Consider the following 22,471-nt stretch of genomic DNA (forward strand, 5'->3'; position numbering starts at 1 on the left):
CCGATCGAAGGTTCGGCGGTACGCCGGTTCTCCCGCGTCGCCTTCGGCAGCGTGCTGGCACTCGTCGCGACCGGCGTCTACCAGTCGTGGCGCCAGCTCGGCTCCTGGTCGGCGCTCACCGACACCTCGTACGGACAGCTGCTGCTCGTCAAGATCGGCCTGGTGGTCGTCCTCGTCGGCATCGCCTACATCTCGCGCCGCTGGACCGCCCGGCTGCCGGAGACCGCCGCGACCACCGAAGCGGAGGACGAGGACACGGCGGACGAGGCCGCCGCCGACCCCGAGAAGGAACCGGTCGGCGCCTCGGCCGCCGGGGGCTCGGACGCCAAGCGGGCCGCCCAGCTCGCCAGGCAGCGGGCCGCCGTCGACACCGCGACGGTGAAGCGGCTGCGCAACGCCGACCCGCTGCGCTCGGGACTGCGCCGCTCGGTCCTCGCCGAGGCGGGCGTCGCCGTCGTGCTGCTCGCCGTCACGACCGTCCTGACGTCCACCGAACCGGGCCGCACGGAGGAGGACGCCAAGGCCGCCACCGCCGCCGCGTCGTCATCGTCCTCTTCCTCCTCGGACTCCGACACGGAGGGCGCGGGCGCGCTGACCCTGGACATGCCCTTCGACACCGGTGGCCAGGACGGCAAGGGCCTCGTCCGGCTCGACATCAATCCCGCCCGCGTCGGCGGCAACGTCATGCACGTGTACGTGGAGCGGCCCAACGGCAGGGCGTTCGACGTGCCCGAGGTGAAGGTCGCCTTCACCCTCACCGCGAAGAACCTCGGACCGCTGACGGTGAACCCGGACCACCTCACGACAGGCCACTGGACGGCGAACGAGGTCCAGATCCCCATGGCCGGCGACTGGAAGATCGCCGTGACCGTGCGGACCTCCGACATCGACCAAGTGACCGTCGACAAGAACGCGCAGATCGGCTGAACCGCACCATGGCTGACCAGTCCACCAAGGAAACCAGTGGGGAGAGCTCCGTGGGCGACGCCGACGGGAACTCCTCGAAGAACGCCACGCAGAGCATCTCGCGTCGGCGGTTGCTCGGCACCGCCGGTGCCACCGGGCTCGCGCTCGGCGCCGCGGGCGGGGCCACCGGCTATGCCGTCGGCTCCTCCGACACGGGTTCCGGCTCCTCCACCGAGGCCTCCGGCCAGTCCCCGGCGCTCTCTTCGGTGGGCGCGGACATGGCAAAGTTTCACGTGAAACATCAGGCCGGCATCACCGAGGGCCTCCAGTCCTGCGGGCACCTCGTCGCCTTCGACCTGGCGGCGGGCGCGGGCCGCAAGGAGGCCGCCGCACTGCTGCGCCGCTGGTCCGACACCGCCCAGCGGCTCATGGCCGGCGAGGCCGCCGCGCACGACGACACGGATGTCGCCCGGGACGCGGGTCCGTCGTCCCTGACGGTCACCTTCGGCTTCGGGTACGGCTTCTTCACCCGCACCGGGCTGGAGAAGCAGCGCCCGGTCGCGCTCGACCCGCTGCCCGAGTTCTCCTCCGACCACCTCGACAAGGCCCGCAGCAACGGCGATCTCTGGGTGCAGATCGGCGCCAACGACGCCCTGGTCGCCTTCCACGCCCTGCGCGCGATCCAGAAGGACGCGGGCAGCGCGGCCAGGGTCCGCTGGCAGATGAACGGCTTCAACCGGTCGCCGGGTGCCACCGCCCAGCCGATGACCGCCCGCAACCTCATGGGGCAGCTGGACGGCACCCGCAACCCGAAGCCGTCCGAGGCCGACTTCGACAAGCGCATCTTCGTGCCCGCCACCGGCGAACCGTCCTGGATGGCGAACGGCTCCTATGCCGTCGTACGCCGTATCCGCATGCTTCTCGACGACTGGGAGCAGCTGTCGGTCAAGCAGCAGGAGGACGTCGTCGGGCGGAAGAAGTCGAACGGGGCGCCGCTGAGCGGCGGGACGGAAACGACCGCGATGGACCTGGAGAAGGTCGACGCCAACGGCGATCTGGTGGTCCCCATCAACGCCCACTCCCGGATCACCCGCCCCGACGAGAACGGCGGCGCGGCCATCCTGCGGCGCCCGTTCTCCTTCCACGACGGGATCGGCGCGGACGGTACGCCCGACGCTGGGCTCCTCTTCGTCTGCTGGCAGGCCGACCCGCTGCGCGGCTTCGTCCCCGTCCAGCGCAAGCTCGACCGGGGCGACGCGCTGTCGAAGTTCATCCGGCACGAGTCGAGCGGCCTGTTCGCGGTGCCGGGCGGAGCGGTCGAGGGGGAGTACGTGGGGCAGCGGCTGCTGGAGGGGTGACAGCCGGGACGCCACGGCGGTGGGCGGGGGCCCCCTGTCACCCCTTGGGGCGGCGGGGCCAGGAAGCGTGAGCTCGGCTCGGCAAGGGCCATTAGGGTGAGGTCATGCCAGCCAGCTACGCGTATCTCGGCCCCGAGGGCACCTTCACCGAGGTTGCCCTGCGCACGCTCCCCGAGACGGCCACCCGGGAGCTGATTCCGATGGTGTCCGTGCCGGCCACGCTCGACGCGGTGCGCAGCGGTGAGGTCGAGGCCGCGTTCGTGCCGATCGAGAACTCCGTCGAGGGCGGTATCACCACCACCCTCGACGAGCTGGTCGCGGGCTCCCCGCTGATGATCTACCGCGAGGTGCTGCTGTCGATCACCTTCGCGCTGCTGGTCCGGCCTGGCACCAAGCTGTCGGAGATCAAGACCGTCACCGCCCATCCGGCCGCGCAGTCGCAGGTCCGCAACTGGATGAAGGTCAACCTCCCGGATGTGGTCTGGGAGTCGTCCGCCTCGAACGCGGACGGTGCCCGGCAGGTGCAGGAGGGCCGCTACGACGCCGCCTTCGCGGGTGAGTTCGCCGCCGCCAGGTACGGCCTCACCGCGCTGGAGACCGGTATCCACGACGCGCAGAACGCGCAGACACGGTTCGTCCTGGTGGGCAGGCCCGCCCGGCCCGCCGCGCCGACCGGCGCGGACAAGACGTCCGTGGTCATCTGGCAGCGCGACGACCACCCCGGTGGACTGCGTGATCTGCTGGGCGAGTTCGCGGTACGGGGCGTCAACCTGATGCTGCTCCAGTCCCGGCCGACCGGACAGGGCATCGGCAACTACTGCTTCGCCATCGACGCCGAGGGCCATATCTCCGACCGGAAGGTCGCCGAGGCGCTCATGGGGCTCCGGCGGATCTGTCTCAAGGTGCGGTACCTGGGTTCGTACCCGCGTGCGGACATCGGCGTGGAGGACGTCCGCGCGCCGCTGCCGGGGACGTCGGACGAGGAGTTCGTGACGGCCGCCGACTGGGTGGCGCGCTGCCAGGACGGCCGCTTCTAGCCGGTCCCCCTGTGCAGCCGGCCGGTCCTACCAGCCGATTTCCGTTATCCACAGAAGTTATCCACAGGCTGGCTTCTCGACCTGGGGACAAGTCGACAACGAGATGCCGGTCTGTCGATAAATCGCCCTACAGGCCACCGACTCGTCCACAGTCCGGCATGCCACCCTTCGTCCACTCGTTTCCCTGGCGTAACTCCCCGGGGTTACGCATATCCACCCGAAAGTGGGCGTGAGGGTGGTTTGCTTCGGGAATTGGTCATCTCGCGGACACCTTTCGAAACGATCACTTCCGTAATCCACAGATCTTTCGCACAGCCTGTGGATAACTCTGCGCGGGTGTGGATTACTGTGGCCGACCCCGCCCCCAAGTCCCCTTCTCCACAAGGGATTCGGGTCAACCGGACGCTACCGTCTGACCCTTTCAGGGAAGCCGGGTGCATTTCTTTGACACTCCCCGGACAGGGTGACATTTGGGGCAAATGGCGACACTGGGTGCGTATGGAAATACCGAGTCGTGAGTGCCAACCCCGCACCGGTAGCCTTGGAGGGTGATTGACCTTCGCCTGCTTCGTGAGGACCCCGACCGTGTGCGCGCTTCGCAGCGTGCCCGTGGAGAGGACGTCGCGCTCGTCGACGCTCTCCTGTCCGCCGACGAGCGGCGCAGGGCGTCCGGCGTCCGCTTCGACGAGCTGCGTTCCGAGCAGAAGAGCATCGGCAAGCTCATCTCCAAGGCCTCCGCCGAGGAGAAGGCCGAGCTGCTCAAGAAGACGGGCCGGCTCGCCGCCGACGTCAAGGCGGCCGACGCCGAGCAGCACGAGGCGGACGAGGAAGCCAAGAAGCTCCTGCTCCAGCTCGGCAACCTGGTCCACCCGGACGTCCCCGTGGGCGGCGAGGAGGACTTCGTCGTCCTGGAGACGCACGGCACGATCCGCGACTTCGGCGCCGAGGGCTTCGAGCCCAAGGACCACCTGGAGCTCGGCGAGGCGCTGGGCGCCATCGACGTCGAGCGTGGCGCCAAGGTGTCCGGCTCGCGCTTCTACTACCTCACCGGCGTCGGCGCGCTCCTCGAACTCGCCCTCGTCAACGCGGCGATCGCGCAGGCCACGGAGGCCGGCTTCACGCCGATGCTGACCCCCGCGCTGGTCCGCCCGCGCGCGATGGAGGGCACCGGCTTCCTCGGCCAGGCCGCGGAGAACGTGTACCACCTGGAGAAGGACGACTACTACCTGGTCGGCACCTCCGAGGTCCCCCTCGCCGCGTACCACATGGACGAGATCCTCGACGCGGACAAGCTGCCGATGCGCTACGCCGGCTTCTCGCCGTGCTTCCGCCGCGAGGCCGGCACCTACGGCAAGGACACCCGAGGCATCTTCCGCGTGCACCAGTTCGACAAGGTCGAGATGTTCTCGTACGTCGACCCGGCGGACGCGGAGAACGAGCACCAGCGTCTCCTGGACTGGGAGAAGCAGTGGCTGACCGCCCTCGAACTGCCCTTCCAGGTCATCGACGTGGCCTCGGGCGACCTGGGTTCGTCCGCCTCGCGCAAGTTCGACTGCGAGGCGTGGATCCCGACCCAGGGCAAGTACCGCGAGCTGACCTCGGCCTCCAACTGCGACGGCTTCCAGGCCCGCCGCCTGTCCGTGCGGATGCGCGACACCAGTGACGGCAAGAACAGGGTCCAGCCGCTGGCGACCCTGAACGGCACGCTGTGCGCCGTACCGCGCACGATCGTGGCGATCCTGGAGAACCACCAGCTGGCCGACGGCTCGGTGCGCGTACCCGAGGTGCTGCGCCCGTATCTCGGCGGCCGGGAGCTGCTGGAGCCGGTCGCCAAGTGACCGACGCCGCGGGGTCGTTCCCCTACCGGCTCGTCGCGACCGATCTCGACGGAACGCTTCTGCGCTCCGACGGCTCGGTCTCGGCGCGCACCCGTGAGGCTCTCGCCGCGGCCACCGCGGCGGGTGCCGCGCACATCGTCGTCACCGGCCGCGGGGTGCGCTGGACGCGGCACATCCTCGACGAACTCGGCTACGGGGGACTCGCGGTCTGCGGCCAGGGCTCACAGGTGTACGACGCCGGGGCGCACCGGCTGCTGACGTCGATCACCCTGGACCGGCAGCTGGCCTCGCTGGCGCTGGCGAAGGTCGAGGCGGAGATCGGGCCGCTGTTCCTGGCGGCGAGCCGGGCGGGCGTCGACGGCGAGGTGATGGTCGGACCGGGCTACACGAGCCTGGGCTCGCTGCCCTTCCTCCCGCTCACGGACCCGTCGCAGCTCTGGGCCGAGCCGCTGAGCAAGATCTACGTCCAGCATCCGACCCTGTCGTCGGACGAGCTCACGGAGGTCGCCACCCGGACCGCGGGCGGCTTCGTCACGGTCACCATGGCCGGCGAGGGGATCGTCGAACTCCTCCCCCTGGGCCTGTCCAAGGCGAAGGGCCTGTCCCTGGCGGCCCGCAGGCTGGGCCTGAAGCCCGTGGACACGATCGCCTTCGGCGACATGCCCAACGACATCCCGATGTTCGCCTGGGCGGCCCGCGGGGTGGCGATGGCCAACGCCCACGCCGAACTGCTGGCGGTGGCCGACGAGGTGACGTCGTCGAACGACGAGGACGGCATCGCGGTGGTGCTGGAGCGCCTGCTCGCGTAGTCCCCGCCCACTCAGGGCCGGGGGCCCGGGAGGGCGGCCCGCGCGAAGTGACTCGCGCGCTCGAAGTGGCCGCCCCGGGCAGCTCCCCCCGCTGAACGGGGCCGCCGGAGGTAGTGACTCCTACGGAACCCGCAACGGGCTGCCCTGAAGGAAGCCGCGCGTTTCGCCGTGCATCGGCGTCGCCCGGCTCCGCTCCCGGAACCCGAGCCCGGAACACCGGACAGATCCGGCGTACTGGACACAACCACTGTGCCTGTAGGCCGAGTCGGACGCCACCGAATAAAACTGGTGACCGAGCTACACGGTCGGTCGGATCACCTATTTCCGGCGCCACCAGCGGCGACGCGACTTGCTGAAGAACCAGCCGGCCGGGGGCTCGTCCGACCGCCAGGGCTGCGGCTCCGGTGCCCCGGCGCGCCAGCGCGCGGCCAGCATCCGGGCGCGGGCTGACGGTTCGGCGGTTCCGGCGGAACGTATGAAGTCCTCGTCGAGGACCAACTCGTCCCAGCTGTCCCTGTCCCCTGCCATCCCCGTCCTCCTTGCCCCGCGGCCCCGTTTGTCCAGTGTGCCCGGACACGCGTGAAGTCCCTGTCAGGAGACGGCGCGTGCCCGGGCATCCGGTTTGTACCTACTCCTCGCCGGTCGGCGTCAGCGTGCGCAGCTTCTGTCCGGCGTACCAGGTGGCGAGGACGGTGACCGCGATCAGCAGGACCGTCGCCGTGGTGAGGCCGACGTCCGAGGTGACCAGGTCGCCGCCCGTGACCTTGTGGCCGACGGCGAGTGCCCACTGCTGGACGCTCAGGGTGCGCGCCCCGGGCACCAGCGAGCCGAACAGGGCCTCCCAGACCAGGGCGTAGACGAGGCCGAAGACCACCGCGTGCCGGGACACCGTGCCGAGCAGCAGGAAGAGCGCGGCGTAGGCGATGGAGGCGACCAGTGCGGCGACCGTGTAGGCGACGGCGACCTGCTGGCCGTTGCCGTTGAGGATGAGGCCGGCGACGAACGTCGGTACGGCGGAGAACGCCATGGTGACGCCGATCGCGACGATCAGCTTGGTGTAGATGATCTTGGATCGCTTGAGCGGCTTGGAGAGCAGGTAGACGACAGAGCCGTCGTCGATCTCCGGGCCGATCGCGCCGGTGCCCGCGATGACGCCGATGAGCGGGACCATCGTGGCGAGGGCGAGTCCGCCCAGCACGTCCGCCGCCGTCTGGTCGTCGGCGCCGACGAGGCCGCGTACGGCGACGGCGATCACGATCAGCAGCAGGGGCAGCGCCCCGAGGATGAGGGCCCGGCGGCGGCCGAGCAGGGCCCGGTAGGTGAGCCGGGCGACTGTGGGGTCGTACATTTTCGGCCTCCTACGCGGCGACGAGATACGAGAACACGGATTCGAGGGACTCGTCGGACGGCGAGACCGTGAGCAGCCGGATGCCGTGATCGCGGGCGACGCGGGGCAGCAGGGCGGTGAAGCGGCCGAAGTCGACGGCCTGGATGCGCAACGCGCCCTCCGCGAGGTCCACTTCGATGCCGGAGGTCGACGGGTCGGCGATCAGCGCGGCGGCGAGGGCCCGGTCGTCGCTGGAGCGGACCAGGTAGCGGTGCGGGCGGTCGGTCATCAGACGGCGGATCCGGCGGAAGTCACCGCTGGCCGCGTGCCGTCCGGCGACGACGACCTCGATGTGGGCCGCCAGCTGCTCGACCTCTTCGAGGATGTGCGAGGAGAACAGGACCGTGCGGCCCTCGGCGCCCATGCGGCGCAGCAGGTCCATGAGCTGCATGCGCTGGCGTGGGTCCATGCCGTTGAAGGGCTCGTCGAGCAGGAGGAGCGACGGGTCGTGGACGAGCGCGCTCGCCATCTTCACGCGCTGGCGCATGCCCTTGGAGTACGTCGAGATCTTGCGGTCCTGCGCGTACTCCATCTCGACCGTGGCGAGCGCCCGCTGTGCCGCCTTGACGCCCAGGCCGTGCAACTCGGCGTTGGCGACGACGAATTCCTTGCCGGTGAGGAAGTCGTACATCGCCTCGCGCTCGGGGACGATGCCGATGTGCTTGTAGATCTGCTCGTTGCGCCACACGGGCTGTCCGTCGAGGGTGACGGTGCCGGTGGAGGGGGCCAGGAAGCCGCCCATCATGTTGATGAGGGTGGACTTTCCGGCGCCGTTGGGGCCGAGGAGGCCGGTGACGCCGGGGCCGATCGTCATGGTGATGTCGTTGACCGCCACCACGTTGCCGAACCAGCGCGAGACGTGGTCGATGTTGAGCGTGGTCACAGTCCGACCTTTCGGTAGCGGCGCATCAGAAGGCCGTAGCAGCCGGCGACGAGACCCAGGACGGCGAGCAGGAAGACCACACCTTCGCCGGTGCCGGGGCCTACCCCTCCGGGGTAGGAGGACGTTCCGCCCAGGAAGGCCGTCTGCACCCCGTCGATGAGCGTGATGGGCGAGAAGAGGCCGATCCAGGGGACGGCGCCGGAGCTGCCCTGCGCGTCGGCGATGGCCTGGAGCGTGGACACCGCCCCGTAGGAGATGGTCAGTACGGCGATGACCGCCGCGATACCGAAGCCGCGGCGCGGGGTGACCGCCGAGATGACGAGGCCGATACCGGCGAACAGCAGCGAGAGCAGTGCCACGGAGACGAGCCCCTGCAGGAATCCCTTGGTCTGGTCGGTGAAGTCGAGCTTGGCCAGCAGGGCGCCGGCGTAGAGCACGACCAGCGGCACCGCGGTGATGAGGAACAGGGCAGAGGCCAGCGCCGCGAACTTCGCCCGTACGTAGTCGGCGGTCTCGATCGGCCGCGAGAAGTACAGGGGGACGGTCTTGAAGCGCAGGTCGCGGGAGACGGCCTGGGGTGCCTGCGAGGCGACGTAGAGGCCGATGACCGCCTGCATGATGACCGCGTAGTTCGTGTACTCGACGGGCAGCTTGTGGGCCTTGGTCGCGACCGTGACCGCCACCATGATGGCCGCCGGCACGCACATCACGGCGAAGAGCACCATCGGCAGCACCTTGGACTTGACCGAACGGCCGAGGCCGTAGGAGCCGCGCAGGGACTGCGAGTAGAGCGAGCGTCGGGCGTACGCCCGGCCCAGGCGCTGGCCGTCGTACGAGCGGTAGCCGATGTTGTGGATGCGGGACTGGGCGCCCGTCTGTGCCGGGGTCTGCTCAACCGCCATGGCCGACCGCCTCCTTTCCCGCGTTGTGCTGTGCGGTGCTCTGTGGTGTGGCGCTCTGCTGTTCGTCGCTGTCGGTGAAGACCTCGGAGATGTGGTGCCTGCGCTGTTCCATGCGCACCAGGCCGAGGCCGAGGTCGGCGACCGTGTCCCGTACGAGGTCGTAGGTGTCCTCGCTCTGCGCGGTGAGCAGCAGGATGTGTCCGGCGCCGGGCAGGCCGCTGCCGTCGTGGGTCTCCACCCCGCGCGCGTGGAGCGCGTCGCGCACCGCGGTGGTGCCGTCGGGGTGGTCGTCGGTGTCGGTCACCTCGATGGCGAGGATGGCCGTGGACTGCGTGAAGTCCGTGGTGGAGCTGGATCGCAGGAGCTTGCCGCCGTCGACGACCACCACGTGGTCGCAGGTGCGCTCCAGCTCGCCGAGCAGGTGCGAGGTGACCAGCACCGAGATGCCGAAGTCGGTGTGGATACGGCGGATCAGGCCGAGCATCTCGTCGCGGCCGACCGGGTCGAGTCCGTTGGTCGGCTCGTCCAGGAAGACCAGCTGCGGGTCGTGGACCAGGGCCTGGGCGAGCTTGACGCGCTGTTTCATGCCGGTCGAGTAGCCACCGATGGGACGGTAGCGCTCCTCGTACAACCCGACATGGCGCAGCGTGTCCGCGGTGCGCTCGCGGGCGGCGGCCGGCGGAAGCCCGGACATGCGCGCCATGTGCACGACGAACTCGGTTGCCGAGACGTCGGGCGGCAGGCAGTCGTGCTCCGGCATGTAGCCGACGCGTTCACGGATGGCGCCGCCCTCGGTGGCGACGTCGAGCCCGAGCACGGTGGCCCGGCCCTCCGTGGCGGGAGACAGACCCAGCAGGATCTTGATCAGAGTGGATTTGCCGGCGCCGTTGGCACCGACGAGTCCGGTCACACCGGGTCCGATGTCCATGGAGAGCCGGTCGAGCGCGGTCACCCGGGGGAACCGCTTGCTCAGGCTTTCGGTCGCGATCACAGTCACGTCCATGACGGTAGTGGCGCACACCACACCGGTCGTCAGCCCGAAGAGCTGTCTCGGCATCCACCTTCAGTCGTACGGGCCCGTAGGGGTCACCCCTGAGGTAGAACAACCGGCGTCGGGTTGTCCACAACGGCGCCGTTGCCCACAGACAGGCGTTCGACTGTTGACGCGGGCTCTAACAAGTGTCAGATTCGCGAGGGTCAAGTTACGGGCACGTAGCGCGGTCGATGGGGACGGTGGGCGGCGGCAATGGCGACGGCGGTGATGGGCGGGCTCACCGGGGAACTGGCCGGGTTCCGGCGGGTGCAACGGCTGGCGTACGAGTGTGCGGAGTCCGTGGCGGCGCGACTGGAGCCGGGCATCACCGAGCGCGACGCGGCCCGGATGCAGCGGGAGTGGCTGCGCGAGCGGGGCGTACGGGACTGGTTCCATCTGCCCTTCGCCTGGTTCGGGGACCGCACGGCGTTCGTGAACTTCCGCGTCCCTCTCCAGTTCTTCCCGACCGGCCGCAGGCTGGAGCCGGGGATGCCGTTCATCCTGGACCTGGCCCCGGTGCACGGGGGTTTCGCGGCGGACATCGGCTACTCGGGCTCGCTCGGCCCCAACCCGCTGCAGGACAGGCTGACGGCCGACCTGGAGGCGCACCGCGAGCTGATCCTGCGCGAGGTGCGCGAACGGCGTCCGCTGCGCGAGATCTACGAGGACGTGGACCGCCTCATGGTCCGCCAGGGGTATGCCAACCGGCATCGCGCGTATCCCTTCGGGGTGATCGCGCACAAGGTCGACCGGGTGCGTGAACGGCCCTGGTCACCGAGGCTGTTCGGGTTCGGTACGCAGTCCCTGAAGGGTCTGGCGGGCGACGCGCTGCGCGGCCACCGCGAGGGCTGGTCGCCCCTGTGGTCGCCGTACCGCTTCTCCGACCATCCGCCACAGCCGGGCCTGTGGGCGGTCGAGCCGCATCTCGGATTCCGGGGCACGGGGGCGAAGTTCGAGGAGATCCTGGTCGTCACGGACTCCGCGGACCCACAGGAAAGCGCGTTCTGGCTGGACGACGATCTGCCGCACGTGCGGCGTTGGGCGGAGGCGAAGTGACGATCGACGGGGCGCGTGAGCGCCGGGTGCGGACGGGCGGGATCGAGCTGTGCGTCGCCGAGCTGGGGGACCCGGCCGACCCCACGGTGATCCTTCTGCACGGCTATCCGGACACCAAGGAGGTGTGGTCCGAGGTCGCCGCGCGCCTCGCCGACCGCTTCCACGTCGTGCTGTACGACGTGCGGGGCCACGGCTGTTCGTCGGCTCCGCGTCCGCTGCGCGGCGGTTTCACCCTGGAGAAGCTGACCGACGACTTCCTGGCCGTCGCGGACGCGGTCAGCCCGGACCGGCCGGTGCATCTGGTGGGGCACGACTGGGGCTCGGTGCAGTCCTGGGAGTTCGTCACCGTCGCGCGTACCGAGGGCCGGATCGCGTCCTTCACGTCGATGTCCGGGCCCTCCCTGGACCACCTCGGTCACTGGACGAAGGGGCGTCTGAAGCGGCCCACCCCGCGCGCGGTCGCCCAACTCCTGGGCCAGGGACGCAAGTCCTGGTACGTGTACGCGATGCACACGCCCGTGCTGCCCGAACTCGCCTGGCGCGGCCCGCTCGGCAAGCGCTGGCCGAAGGTGCTGTCCCGCCTCGAGAAGATCCCGGCGGACGGTTACCCGACCGCCTCCCTGCCCACGGACGCGTCCAACGGCCTCTGGCTGTACCGGGACAACGTACGGTCCCGGCTGCGCAGACCGCGCACGGACGCGCACGCGCACGCGCCCGTGCAGCTCATCACGCCGCTGGGGGACGCGTTCCTCTCCGAGCGGCTGAACGACGGGCTGGAGCGGTGGGCGCCCGGGCTGGTGCGCCGCACGATCGACGCCAAGCACTGGATCCCGCGCACCAGGCCCGACCAGGTGGCCGCCTGGATCGGCGAGTTCGTGACCGCCAACGAGGCCGGGCAGCTCCCGACAGCGCCAACGGGTAAGTACGCACAGCGTTTCGGCGGCCGGCTGGTCCTGGTCACCGGGGCGGCCAGCGGCATCGGACGGGCGACGGCCTTCGCGTTCGCCGAGGCGGGCGCCCGTGTGGTGGCCGTCGACCGGGACGCCGAAGGCGCCGCCCGCACAGCCGAGTTGGCCCGTCTTGTCGGCGCCCCGGAGGCCTGGTCGGAGACGGTCGACGTCTCGGACGAGCAGGCGATGGAGAAGCTCGCCGAGAGGGTCGCCACCGAGTACGGCGTCGTGGACGTGCTGGTGAACAACGCCGGGATCGGCCTCTCCGGCTCCTTCTTCGACACGACCGCGGAGGACTGGAAGAAGGTCCTGGACGTCAACTTGTGGGGTGTGATCCACGGTTGCCGGCTTTTCGGGAAGCAGATGTCCGAGCGCGGGCAGGGCGGCCACATCGTGAACATAGCGTCCGCCGCAGCGTTCCAGCCCTCCAAGGCGCTGCCCGCGTACAGCACTTCGAAGGCCGCGGTGCTGATGCTCAGCGAGTGTCTGCGCGCCGAGCTGGCGGGACAGGGCATCGGCGTCTCGGCGATCTGCCCGGGGTTCGTCAACACGAGCATCACAACGACCGCGCGCTTCACGGGAGTCGACGCGGAGGAGCAGGCCCGTCGGCAGAAGCGGACGGCGCGGCTGTACGGGTTGCGCAACTACCCGCCGGAGAAGGTCGCTTCGGCGATCCTGCGCGCGGTGGTACGCAACGAGGCGGTCGCACCGGTGACGCCGGAGGCCCGGGGCACGCATCTCATCTCCCGTTTCATGCCCAGGGTGTTGAGGGCGCTGGCGCGAATGGACCCGCCTTTGTGACCAGGAATCTCAAATAGCATTAAATGTACACAAGTTGACCAAAGCCCGTAAAGCGACGGCCAGTTGTCCACAGTTCCTTCAATTCCCCTGTGGATAACTCGACTTGGCTGTGGATCAAACCTCCGGACCAAAAACAAATGCGTGACACCCGTCCCGCCCGGCACCCTTACGGGATGACCGAAAAAGAGACAGCGAAAGAGATCGACGAAAGACGCACCGTGAAGGTGTCGAAGTACCTGTCGAAGCATCTTCGGCACCAGCCGGAGCGGATCGGGCTCGCGCTCGACGAGGCCGGCTGGGTCGAGATCGACACGCTGATCGCGGCTGCCACGGCCCACAACTTCCGGTTCAGCCGGGAGGAACTGGACCACGTGGTCGCCGCCAACGACAAGAAGCGCTTCGCGATCGACGGCACCCGGATCCGCGCCAGCCAGGGCCACAGCGTCGAGGTGGACCTCGGGCTGCCCCCGGCGACCCCGCCGCCGTACCTCTACCACGGCACGGTGGACCGCTTCCTGGACGCGATCCGCGCCGAGGGCCTGCGGCCCATGAACCGGCATGCCGTGCACCTCTCGCCCGACCGTGAGACCGCGACCCGGGTCGGTGCCCGCCGGGGCCGGCCGATCGTGCTCTCCGTGGACTCGGCCGCCATGCACCGCGACGGCCACCTCTTCCATGTGAGCGCGAACGGCGTCTGGCTCACGGAGGCCGTACCGCCGCGTTATCTGCGCTTCTCAGGCCCGCACTGATCCACGCACGCCACCGGCCCCGGCCCCGGCCCCGGCCCCGGCCCCGGCATGATCGAGGACATGGACCACCTGCCCACCACCGAGGCCGCCGTCACCGCCCTGCGCGTCCTCGCCGCCGAGTACTCCCGTGAGATCGAGGTCGGCCACGACATCGGCGCCGACCGGACCTCCCGGCGCACGGCCGCGGGTATCGGCGTCACCACGGACCCGGACGGCTCGCTCCCGCACGAGGCGTTCGCCGAGTTCGGCGGCGTCCCCCGGGTGTCTGTCCGCCTCTTCCCCGACGACGACGCGCTGATCACCGTCGAGGGCGTCGAGTGCCACGACATACCCCGCGATGATGTCCCCGCTTTCCTCCGGTCCGTCTTCGACGGCCTCGCGTTTGTCGCGGCCCGCCGCTTCCCGCCCACCCGCCACCTGGTGGTACCGCTGCCCTGCGACCGTACCTACAAGGAGTACATCCCGATGCTCGGCCTCAGCCCCTGGCTCAGCAGCCGCATCCGGTGAGCGTTCCCCCGGCCGCCGGGTGACTGTTTCACGTGAAACATGAACGGCGCCTAGGCTCTGGGCCATGAGCCTGCACCTGAGCACCGTCATCCTGCCGTACCGCCGTTGGCACGAGGGCGGGCGTTCGGCCTGGCAGCGCGCGGAACAGCTCGGCTTCCACACCGCGTACACGTACGACCACCTGTCCTGGCGCACCTTCCGGGACGGCCCGTGGTTCGGCGCCGTGCCCACGCTCACGGCAGCCGCCGCCGTCACCGACCGGCTGCGCCTGGGCACGCTGGTCACCTCGCCCAACTTCCGGCACCCGGTGACGCTGGCCAAGGAGCTGATCTCCCTCGACGACGTGTCGAACGGGCGGATCACCCTCGGCATCGGCGCGGGCGGCACCGGTTTCGACGCCACCGCGCTGGGCCAGGATTCGTGGACACCCCGGGAGCGTGCCGACCGGTTCGGCGAGTTCGTCACGCTCCTCGACAAGCTGCTGACCGAGGACGGCAAGGAAGGCGTCTCGTACCAGGGCGACTATTACTCCGCCCACGAGGTGCGCAACATCCCGGGCTGTGTACAGCGACCCCGGCTGCCCTTCGCGGTGGCCGCCACCGGACCGCGCGGGCTGAAGCTCGCCGCACGGTACGGACAGGCCTGGGTGACGACCGGCGACCCGCGGTTGTACGAGAACGGCACGCCCGAGCAGTCGGTCCAGGCCCTGCGCGGACAGGCCGAGAAGCTCGCCGACGCCTGCGCCACGATCGGCCGGGACATGCGCGGACTCGACAGGGTCCTGCTGACCGGGTTCACCCCGGACCGGGGGCGTCCGCTGGAGTCCGTGGACGCGTTCGTCGACTTCGCGGGCCGGCACCAGGAGCTGGGCTTCACCGAGATCGTGATCCACTGGCCCATCCCCGACTCCTACTTCGCGGCCGACGAGCAGGTCTTCGAACGCATCGCCACGGAGGCCCCGGCGCAGCTGCGCTGACCCAGGACCGGTCAGGGCGGCCACTCACCTGTGCGGAGCCCCGAACAGACGGGCGCGGGCATACGCGAGAATGGGCGGGTGACCTCAGCGACCAGAGAGCCCGAGACCCCCGCCGCCGCCCTCCCGATCCGGCTGATCGCCACCGACCTCGACGGCACACTGCTGCGCGACGACAAGTCGGTGTCCCCGCGCACGGTGGCCGCCCTGGCCGCCGCCGAGGCAGCGGGCGTCGAGGTCTTCTTCGTCACGGGCCGCCCGGCCCGCTGGATGGACGTCGTCAGTGAGCACGTCCACGGTCACGGCCTGGCGATCTGCGGCAACGGCGCCGCCGTGGTCGACCTGCACGGCGGCCCCGGCGCCCACCGATTCGTGAAGGTGCGGGAGCTCGCCAGGGACAACGCGCTGGACGCCGTACGGCTGCTGCGTGACGCCGCGCCGGGGACCGTGTACGCCGTGGAGCAGACGTACGGCTTCCACCAGGAGCCGGAGTATCCGAAGCTGCACATGGAGGTGCCGGACAACCGGGCGCCCGCCGAGAAGCTGCTGGCCCCGGGCGGGCCGAGCGACGGTGAGCCCGTGCTCAAGATCCTCGCCTTCCACCACACGATGGATCCCGACGTGTTCCTGGCCACCGCCAGGCTCGCCATCGGCGACCGTGCCACCGTCACCCGTTCCAGCCCCAGCGCCCTGCTGGAGATCAGCGGGCCTGGTGTCTCCAAGGCGAGCACGCTGGCTTTGTCCTGCGCCGAGCGGGGCATCTCGTCCGAGGAGGTCGTCGCCTTCGGGGACATGCCGAACGACGTGGAGATGCTCACCTGGGCGGGCCGGTCGTACGCGATGGGCAACGCGCATCCCGACGTCGTCGCGGCCGCCTCGGGGCGCACCGCGCCCAACAACGAGGACGGGGTCGCCGTCGTGATCGAGCGGCTGCTCGCGGAACGCCTCTGAGCGTGCCGCCGCACGCGGGCCGCTCCTACAACGGCACCCCGCGCGCCGCCAGCCACGCCGCCGGGTCCACCCCCGACCCCAGTTCCGGTGTCACGCGTACCTCGAAGTGCAGGTGCGGGCCGGTCGAGTTACCGGTCGTGCCGGTCTGGGCGATCCACTGGCCCGGAGTCACCCGCTGCCCCTGGTCGACGGTGACGGCGGCGAGGTGCGCGTACTGCGTGTAGTAGCCCCCGGCGTGCTCGATCACGATCTCGATGCCGAAGGCGCCTCCGCAGGACACCGACACCACCGTGCCGGCGCCGACCGCGCGCACCGGGGTGCCGATCGGTACCGCGAAGTCCTGCCCGGTGTGCCCGTTCGCCCACCGGTCACCGCCGCTGCCGAAACTCGCGGAGAGCTCGTACGTCTCCACAGGCGTGACGTACTCCGGCATCGTCCCGGGGTCCGGCTGGTCGAGCCGGACGGCACCCCGGCACGAGCCTGCCGCCACCGAGGCGTCGGCCCGGCCCTGCAGCGTCCAGCGGGCCTCTTCGAGCTTCGCCTCGATCGACCGCTTCAGCCCGGCGAGTTCGCCGTTCCTGCGCTCCAGCGTCTGCCACTGCGCCGCCGCCTTCGCCTCGTCGGCCGCGAGCCGGGCCTCCGCACGGCGGCTCTTGTCGATCGCGTTGTTGACGGCGAGATCGGCCTGCCACACCGCCCGCTGACCACGCATCAGCTCATCGGGACTGTCCGCGAGCAGCATCTGCGCGGTGAGCAGCAGGCCGCCTCCGCTGCGGTACTGGCCGCGTGCGATCCGGCCCAGATCCTCGTGCAGGACGGCGATGTCCCGCCGTTCACGGGTGAGGAGTTCCTCGAGCCTTCGGGCTTTGACCCCCTCCGCCTCGGCCTCGCGCCGTCCGGCCTCGTACTGCCGCGTCACCACGGCGGCATCCGCGTACAGCCGGGTCACCTCGGTGCTGAGACCCGAGTCCGTACCCGAGTCCGGTCCGGGTTCCGTGCCCTCGCCCGAAGCCGCCGTGGGCCGGGCGACCAGGACCACGAGCGCGCACAGCAGCGCCGGAACGAGCAGCGGGTGGCGGCGACGTGATCCCATGTCAGCGATCGTGTACCGCAAACCGGCCCGGGTGCCTGTTCAAGTCGTACGCCTGGGGGACCCGTTGCCACGAACGGCTCACAAGAGGGGCCGTGCCGGGCTCAGTACGGTGCCTGCCACACCACCGTCGTACCGCCGCCCGCCGGGCCGCTGCCGGGTCCGTGCACGCTGTCGCCGCCCAGCGACTCCGCGCGCCGTTTCAGGTTTCTGAGGCCGCTGCGCCGCCCGCCCTCGGGGATGCCGACACCGTCGTCGGCGACGGTCAGCCGTACGCCACGCCGGCCGTCCGGCAGGGTCGCGTCCGCGTCGACCACGACATCGATGCGGGACGCCCCGGCATGGCGGAAGGCGTTGGACAGTCCCTCGCGAAGGGCGGCGACGAGGTTCTTGCCGGTCAGCTCGCCGACATCGGTGTCGACCGGGCCGACCACCCGGAGCGAGGGCTGGAAGCCGAGCGCCACGGCGGCCATGTGGATCTCCCGCTCCACCCGTGTGGACAGCTCGGACGGGATCTCCCCGGGGTCGTCCTGGAGCGCGAAGATCGCGGTGCGGATCTCCTGGATGGTGACGTCGAGTTCGTCGACGGCCCTGCCGACGCCGTCCCGTACCTCGGGCGCGACCGGCCCGCGCTGGGCGCTCTCCAACATCATCCCGGTGGCGAAGAGCCGTTGGATGACGAGGTCGTGCAGGTCACGGGCGATCCGGTCGCGGTCCTCGTACACCGCGAGCCGTTCCCGGTCGCGCTGGGCCTCGGCCATCATCAGCGCGAGCGCGGCCTGTGCGGCGAACTGGACGGCGAGCGCGCGCTCCGTCTCGGTGAACGCGCTCTCTCCCCGCGCGCGGGGCATGGCGAGGCTGCCGACGACGCGGCCGTCGCTCTGCAGGGGCAGCAGCATGGTGGGCCCGTAGTCGCTGCCGAGGCCGGTGCCGATGGCCAGCCGGGGGTCGGTCGCCGCATCGGCGACGAACACCGGCTCGCCGTCGAGGAGTTCGGCGACGATCTCGCTCTCCGGCGGGATGATCACGCCGAGCGCGTCGGAGGGGCTCTCCGCGTCCACGGCGACGATCTCCAGACCGCCCGCGTCGGCGGGCAGCAGCACGATCCCGGCCGCCGCTCCGGAAAGCCGGCGTGCCTGTTCGGCGACGATCCGCAGCGAGGCACCGATGTCGCCGCCCGAGAGCAGCGCGGTGGTCACTGCCACGGACCCGTCGATCCAGCGCTCGCGCTGCCGGGCGGCCTCGTACAGGCGGGCGTTGCCGATGGCGATGCCCGCCTCCGTGGCCAGCACCCGGACCAGGGTCAGGTCGTGCTCGGTGTAGGGCCCTCCGCCGCGCTTGGCACCGAGGTACAGGTTCCCGACGACCTCGCCGTGCACCCGGATCGGCTCGGCCCTCCAAGCGCTCTCCTCGTCGCCGCCGTGGTGAACGAGGTCGGTGAAGCCCGCGCCGTCCTCGGCGAAAACCCTGATGGCCACGTGCCCGGCGTCCACCAGGGCGGTGGCCGTCGCACAGATCCGCTCCAGCGTGGCATCCGGTCCGAGCCCGCTCCCGACGGCCCGCATGGCTTCCAGCAACTGCGGCACGCACGGCTCGGGGCGAAGCGGTAGATCGGACATCCTACGAGCCTAATTAGTGCCCTTTGTCCACGAAAGTCGAGGCGACGGCGCCCCCTGACGAGCAGGGGCTCAATGCACGGCCGCTGCCGCTGCCAGTCGCTCGGACTCCGCCTCCCGCTCCGCCATCCCCCGCAGGGGCCCCTCGACGGCGACCAGATCCGCGAACGTCCCGCGCTGCACGACCTGCCCGGCGTCCAGCACGATCACCTCGTCCACGGCGTCGAGACCGGCCAGCCGGTGGGTGATGAGCAGCGTCGTACGGCCCTCGGTCGCTGCCAGCAGATCGGCGGTGAGCGCGTCGGCGGTCGGCAGGTCGAGGTGTTCGGCGGGCTCGTCGAGCACGAGCACCGGGAAGTCGGCGAGCAGCGCCCGGGCGAGCGCCAGCCGCTGCCGCTGGCCGCCGGACAGCCGCGCCCCGTGCTCGCCGACCAGCGTGTCGAGGCCGTCGGGCAGCGACTCGGCCCAGTCCAGCAGCCGCGCCCGCGTGAGGGCGCTCCGCAGGTCGTCCTCGGTCGCGTCCTTCTTCGCCAGCAGCAGGTTCTCGCGCACGGAGCTGTCGAAGAGGTGGGCGTCCTGGGCGCACAGCCCGATGAGCCGCCGTACGTCGTCGCCGTCCAGTGCGTACGCGTCCACGCCGCCCAGCGTGTAGGAGCCGGCGTCCGCGTCCAGGAACCGCAGGAGCACCTGGGCGAGCGTCGTCTTGCCGGACCCGGACGGCCCGACGACGGCGACCCTGCGCCCTTCGTCGAGGGTGAGGTCGAGGCGCGCGAGGGCGTCCCGGTCCTGTCCGGCATGGCGGGCGGCCAGCGCCGTGACGACGACAGGGAAAGGCGACAGCGGCGCGGGGAGCGGCTCCTCGGGTTCCCGTACGGGCTCGGGCGCGTCCAGGACCTCGTACACGCGCTCGGCGCTCCTGCGCACGCGCTGCCGGTACCGCACGGCGAGCGGCAGCCCGAGGACGGCTTCGAAGGCGGCCAGGGGAGTGAGGACGACAACGGCCGTCACCACTCCGTCGAGCCGCCCGTCGGCGACCGCCTGGGCGCCGACGAGGGCGGTGGCCGCGACCGTCAGTCCGGACAGCAGCGCGGTGAGCCCGTCGCCGAGGGCGGTGGCGGTGGCCGCGCGCGAGGCGATCCCGGTGAGCACCGAGTCGGCCCGCCGAACCTGTTCGGTACGTGCGTTCAGGGCGCCCGCGACCGTCGACTCGGCGGTGCCGGTGAGCAGGTCGGCCACATGCGTGGCGAGTGCCCCGCGGGCCGGGGCGAGCCGGCGTTCCGCGCGCCGCGCCACGGCACTGGTGACGAGGGGGACGCCGACGCCGGCGGCAAGCAGTCCGGCGGCGAGGACAGCCCCGGCCTCCGGCAGCAGCCACGCCGTGAACCCGACAGAGGCGGCCGAGACGACGAGGGCGGCCCCGGCGGGCAGCAGCCAGCGCAGCCAGTAGTCCTGGAGAGCGTCCACATCGGCCACGAGCCGCGACAGCAGGTCACCGCGCCTGGTCGACCGCAGTCCGGCGGGCGCCAGCCGCTCCAGGCGCCGGTAGACGGCCACCCGGGTGTCGGCCAGCATCCGCAGCACGGCGTCGTGCGACACCAGCCGCTCGGCGTACCGGAAGACGGCCCGCCCGATCCCGAAGGCCCGCGTGCCCGTCACGGCGACCATCAGGTACAGCACGGGCGGCTGCTGCGAGGCCCGTGAGATGAGCCACCCGGAGGTCGCCATGAGCCCGACGGCACTGCCGAGCGCGAGACTCCCGAGCAGCAGCGCGAGCCCGAGCCGCCCGCGCCGGGCCCCGGACATGGCCCGCACCCGTGCGAGCACACCGAGTCGCCCGGTGGGAGCGCCGGGCACGGGTACCTCCTCGTCGAGCACGGGGAGCGGAACACTCCGCGGACCGTCCACGAGGAGTCCGTCGCCGCCGAGGGAACCGCCGGCCTGTTCGTGACCGGGCAGCTGAGCCGGGCGCGCGGCCTCCGCCAGCCGCACCACCCGGTCGGCCACCCCCAGCAGCGCCGGCCTGTGCACGACCAGCAGCACCGTCCGTCCCACAGCGAGGCGCCGTACGGCGGCCACGACCTCGGCCTCGGTCTCCCCGTCCAGCGCGGCCGTCGGCTCGTCGAGCAGCAGCACAGGCCGGTCCGCGAGGAATGCCCGGGCCAGCGCGAGCCGTTGCCGCTGCCCGGCGGACAGCCCGGCCCCCTCCTCACCGAGCACCGCGTGGGCGCCCTCGGGCAGCGCGTCCACGAACTCCAGCGCTCCGGCGTCGGCCAGTGCCCTCCGTACAGCTGTGTCGTCGGCGTCGGGCCGGGCCAGCCGTACGTTCTCGGCGATCGACCCGGCGAACAGATGGGGCCGCTGGGGCACCCAGGCCACCCGTGAACGCCACTGCTCCAGGTCTAGGCCCGCGAGGTCGGCACCCCCGACCGACACACGTCCTTCCGCCGGCCGGACGAACCCGAGGAGCGCGTGCAGCAGCGTCGACTTGCCGGCGCCGCTCGGCCCGACGAGCGCGACCGTCTCGCCGGCCTCGACTGCGAAGGAGACGTCCGCCACCGCGTCCACCGAGCGCCCGGGATACCTGACCGTGACGCCCTCGAAGGCGACCCCGCCCTCCGGCACCGCCCCGGTCCCGGATTCCGGCACCGGCGTCTCCAGTACGGCGAAGATCTCCTCGGCGGCGGCGAGGCCCTCCGCCGCCGCGTGGAACTGGGCGCCCACCTGACGCAGCGGCAGATACGCCTCCGGCGCGAGGATGAGGATGACGAGCCCGATGTACAGGTCCATCTCGCCGTGCACGAGCCGCATACCGATGGTCACCGCGACCAGCGCCACGGACAGTGTCGCCAGGAGTTCCAGCGCGAAGGACGAGATGAAGGCGATCCGCAGGGTCCCCATGGTGGCCTGCCGGTACTCGCCGGTGATCCGCCGGATCGACTCGGCCTGCGCCTTGGCCCGGCCGAAGACCTTCAGGGTCGGCAGCCCGGCCACGACATCGAGGAAATGGCCCGACAGCCGGGACAGCAGCCGCCACTGGCGGTCCATCCGGGACTGCGTGGCCCAGCCGATCAGCATCATGAAGACCGGAATGAGCGGCAGGGTGCCGACGATGATCGCGGCGGACACCCAGTCCTCGGTGACGATCCGCGCCAGCACGGCCACGGGCACGACCACCGCGAGCCCCAACTGCGGCAGATAGCGCGAGAAGTAGTCGTCGAGCGCGTCCACTCCCCGCGTGGCGAGGGCGACCAGCGATCCGGTCCGCTGCCCGCTCAGCCACCCGGGGCCGAGCGCGACGGCCCGCTCCAGCAAACGCCCGCGAAGCTCCGACTTTACCGCGGCGCTTGTCCGGTGGGCGGCCAGCTCGGTGAGCCAGGAGACCACCGCCCGGCCACCGGCGACGGCCGCCAACAGCAGAAGGGGCGTACGGAGTTCGGTTACCGACAGTCCGTGCTGGAAGGCGCCGACCACCACCTCGGCGATGAGCATGGCCTGCGCGATGACCAGACCCGCGCCGACGGCACCCAGGCCGACGACCGCCAGCAGGAAGCGGCGCGTGGCACCCGCGTAGCGGAGGAGTCGCGGATCGATTGGTTTCACGTGAAACATGCCCTTCGGTCCAGAG

Annotated in this window: 19 protein-coding genes; 11 read left to right on the plus strand and 8 right to left on the minus strand. The window is 71.0% G+C overall.

Features of this window, described 5'->3' with window-relative positions; genetic code table 11:
- The 5 genes from STRTUCAR8_RS42135 to STRTUCAR8_RS42155 form a co-directional block, all read left to right on the plus strand.
- Window positions 1–927 (plus strand): copper resistance D family protein (locus STRTUCAR8_RS42135; RefSeq protein WP_048818899.1); only part of this gene is annotated, 927 nt, incomplete at its 5' end.
- 8 nt (window positions 928–935) lie between these two features.
- Window positions 936–2,264: an iron uptake transporter deferrochelatase/peroxidase subunit gene (gene efeB, locus STRTUCAR8_RS42140; protein ID WP_078507483.1), complete on the plus strand. Its 1,329-nt coding sequence runs from the start codon at window positions 936–938 to the stop codon at window positions 2,262–2,264.
- A gap of 104 nt (window positions 2,265–2,368) precedes the next feature.
- On the plus strand, window positions 2,369–3,301 hold the full coding sequence (pheA, locus tag STRTUCAR8_RS42145) for a prephenate dehydratase (RefSeq protein WP_006382539.1): 933 nt from the start codon (window positions 2,369–2,371) through the stop codon (window positions 3,299–3,301).
- A 548-nt stretch (window positions 3,302–3,849) separates the two neighbouring features.
- Window positions 3,850–5,139, plus strand: coding sequence for a serine--tRNA ligase (gene serS / locus STRTUCAR8_RS42150; protein WP_006382546.1), 1,290 nt, complete (start codon window positions 3,850–3,852; stop codon window positions 5,137–5,139).
- Window positions 5,136–5,948, plus strand: a complete 813-nt coding sequence (locus tag STRTUCAR8_RS42155) for an HAD family hydrolase (RefSeq protein ID WP_006382538.1) — start codon at window positions 5,136–5,138, stop codon at window positions 5,946–5,948. The genes serS and STRTUCAR8_RS42155 overlap by 4 nt, the downstream gene beginning before the upstream one ends.
- A gap of 318 nt (window positions 5,949–6,266) precedes the next feature.
- On the opposite strand, the gene STRTUCAR8_RS42160 is transcribed toward STRTUCAR8_RS42155, so the two are convergent.
- From STRTUCAR8_RS42160 to STRTUCAR8_RS42180, 5 genes are all read right to left on the minus strand, one after another.
- Window positions 6,267–6,476 (minus strand): SGM_3592 family protein, encoded by a 210-nt coding sequence (locus STRTUCAR8_RS42160; RefSeq protein WP_006382542.1) that lies wholly within the window; start codon window positions 6,474–6,476, stop codon window positions 6,267–6,269.
- A gap of 100 nt (window positions 6,477–6,576) precedes the next feature.
- Window positions 6,577–7,296, minus strand: coding sequence for an ABC transporter permease subunit (locus STRTUCAR8_RS42165; protein ID WP_006382552.1), 720 nt, complete (start codon window positions 7,294–7,296; stop codon window positions 6,577–6,579).
- Between the two features lie 10 nt (window positions 7,297–7,306).
- Window positions 7,307–8,218, minus strand: coding sequence for an ABC transporter ATP-binding protein (locus tag STRTUCAR8_RS42170; protein WP_006382540.1), 912 nt, complete (start codon window positions 8,216–8,218; stop codon window positions 7,307–7,309).
- The gene (locus STRTUCAR8_RS42175) at window positions 8,215–9,120 is read right to left on the minus strand and encodes an ABC transporter permease subunit (RefSeq protein ID WP_006382535.1); all 906 of its coding nucleotides are present in this window, start codon (window positions 9,118–9,120) and stop codon (window positions 8,215–8,217) included. Before STRTUCAR8_RS42175 ends, STRTUCAR8_RS42170 begins: the two co-directional genes overlap by 4 nt.
- Window positions 9,110–10,123 (minus strand): ABC transporter ATP-binding protein, encoded by a 1,014-nt coding sequence (locus tag STRTUCAR8_RS42180; RefSeq protein WP_179200675.1) that lies wholly within the window; start codon window positions 10,121–10,123, stop codon window positions 9,110–9,112. The genes STRTUCAR8_RS42175 and STRTUCAR8_RS42180 overlap by 11 nt, the downstream gene beginning before the upstream one ends.
- A gap of 243 nt (window positions 10,124–10,366) precedes the next feature.
- On the opposite strand from STRTUCAR8_RS42180, the gene STRTUCAR8_RS42185 reads away from it, so the two are divergent.
- From STRTUCAR8_RS42185 to STRTUCAR8_RS42210, 6 genes are all read left to right on the plus strand, one after another.
- Entirely contained in the window at window positions 10,367–11,209 is an 843-nt protein-coding gene (locus STRTUCAR8_RS42185; protein ID WP_006382550.1) for a M24 family metallopeptidase, read from the plus strand.
- Window positions 11,206–12,960 (plus strand): SDR family oxidoreductase, encoded by a 1,755-nt coding sequence (locus STRTUCAR8_RS42190; RefSeq protein WP_006382551.1) that lies wholly within the window; start codon window positions 11,206–11,208, stop codon window positions 12,958–12,960. Before STRTUCAR8_RS42185 ends, STRTUCAR8_RS42190 begins: the two co-directional genes overlap by 4 nt.
- A gap of 173 nt (window positions 12,961–13,133) precedes the next feature.
- Window positions 13,134–13,709, plus strand: coding sequence for an RNA 2'-phosphotransferase (locus STRTUCAR8_RS42195; RefSeq protein ID WP_044473832.1), 576 nt, complete (start codon window positions 13,134–13,136; stop codon window positions 13,707–13,709).
- 60 nt (window positions 13,710–13,769) lie between these two features.
- Entirely contained in the window at window positions 13,770–14,216 is a 447-nt protein-coding gene (locus STRTUCAR8_RS42200) for a hypothetical protein (protein WP_234372494.1), read from the plus strand.
- Between the two features lie 64 nt (window positions 14,217–14,280).
- Window positions 14,281–15,192 (plus strand): LLM class flavin-dependent oxidoreductase, encoded by a 912-nt coding sequence (locus STRTUCAR8_RS42205; RefSeq protein WP_006382547.1) that lies wholly within the window; start codon window positions 14,281–14,283, stop codon window positions 15,190–15,192.
- Between the two features lie 78 nt (window positions 15,193–15,270).
- The gene (locus tag STRTUCAR8_RS42210; protein WP_044473829.1) at window positions 15,271–16,140 is read left to right on the plus strand and encodes a Cof-type HAD-IIB family hydrolase; all 870 of its coding nucleotides are present in this window, start codon (window positions 15,271–15,273) and stop codon (window positions 16,138–16,140) included.
- Between the two features lie 25 nt (window positions 16,141–16,165).
- On the opposite strand, the gene STRTUCAR8_RS42215 is transcribed toward STRTUCAR8_RS42210, so the two are convergent.
- The 3 genes from STRTUCAR8_RS42215 to cydD all read right to left on the minus strand — a co-directional run bounded on the left by STRTUCAR8_RS42215 (window position 16,166) and on the right by cydD (window position 22,455).
- The gene (locus STRTUCAR8_RS42215; protein ID WP_044473830.1) at window positions 16,166–17,233 is read right to left on the minus strand and encodes a M23 family metallopeptidase; all 1,068 of its coding nucleotides are present in this window, start codon (window positions 17,231–17,233) and stop codon (window positions 16,166–16,168) included.
- Between the two features lie 101 nt (window positions 17,234–17,334).
- Complete coding sequence (locus STRTUCAR8_RS42220; RefSeq protein WP_006382533.1) at window positions 17,335–18,849, minus strand: GAF domain-containing protein; 1,515 nt, start codon at window positions 18,847–18,849, stop codon at window positions 17,335–17,337.
- 69 nt (window positions 18,850–18,918) lie between these two features.
- Window positions 18,919–22,455, minus strand: a complete 3,537-nt coding sequence (cydD, locus tag STRTUCAR8_RS42225; RefSeq protein ID WP_078507484.1) for a thiol reductant ABC exporter subunit CydD — start codon at window positions 22,453–22,455, stop codon at window positions 18,919–18,921.
- Between the last annotated feature and the right edge of the window lie 16 nt (window positions 22,456–22,471).

This window comes from Streptomyces turgidiscabies Car8 (genome assembly GCF_000331005.1).
GTDB classification, from domain to species: Bacteria; Actinomycetota; Actinomycetes; order Streptomycetales; family Streptomycetaceae; genus Streptomyces; species Streptomyces turgidiscabies.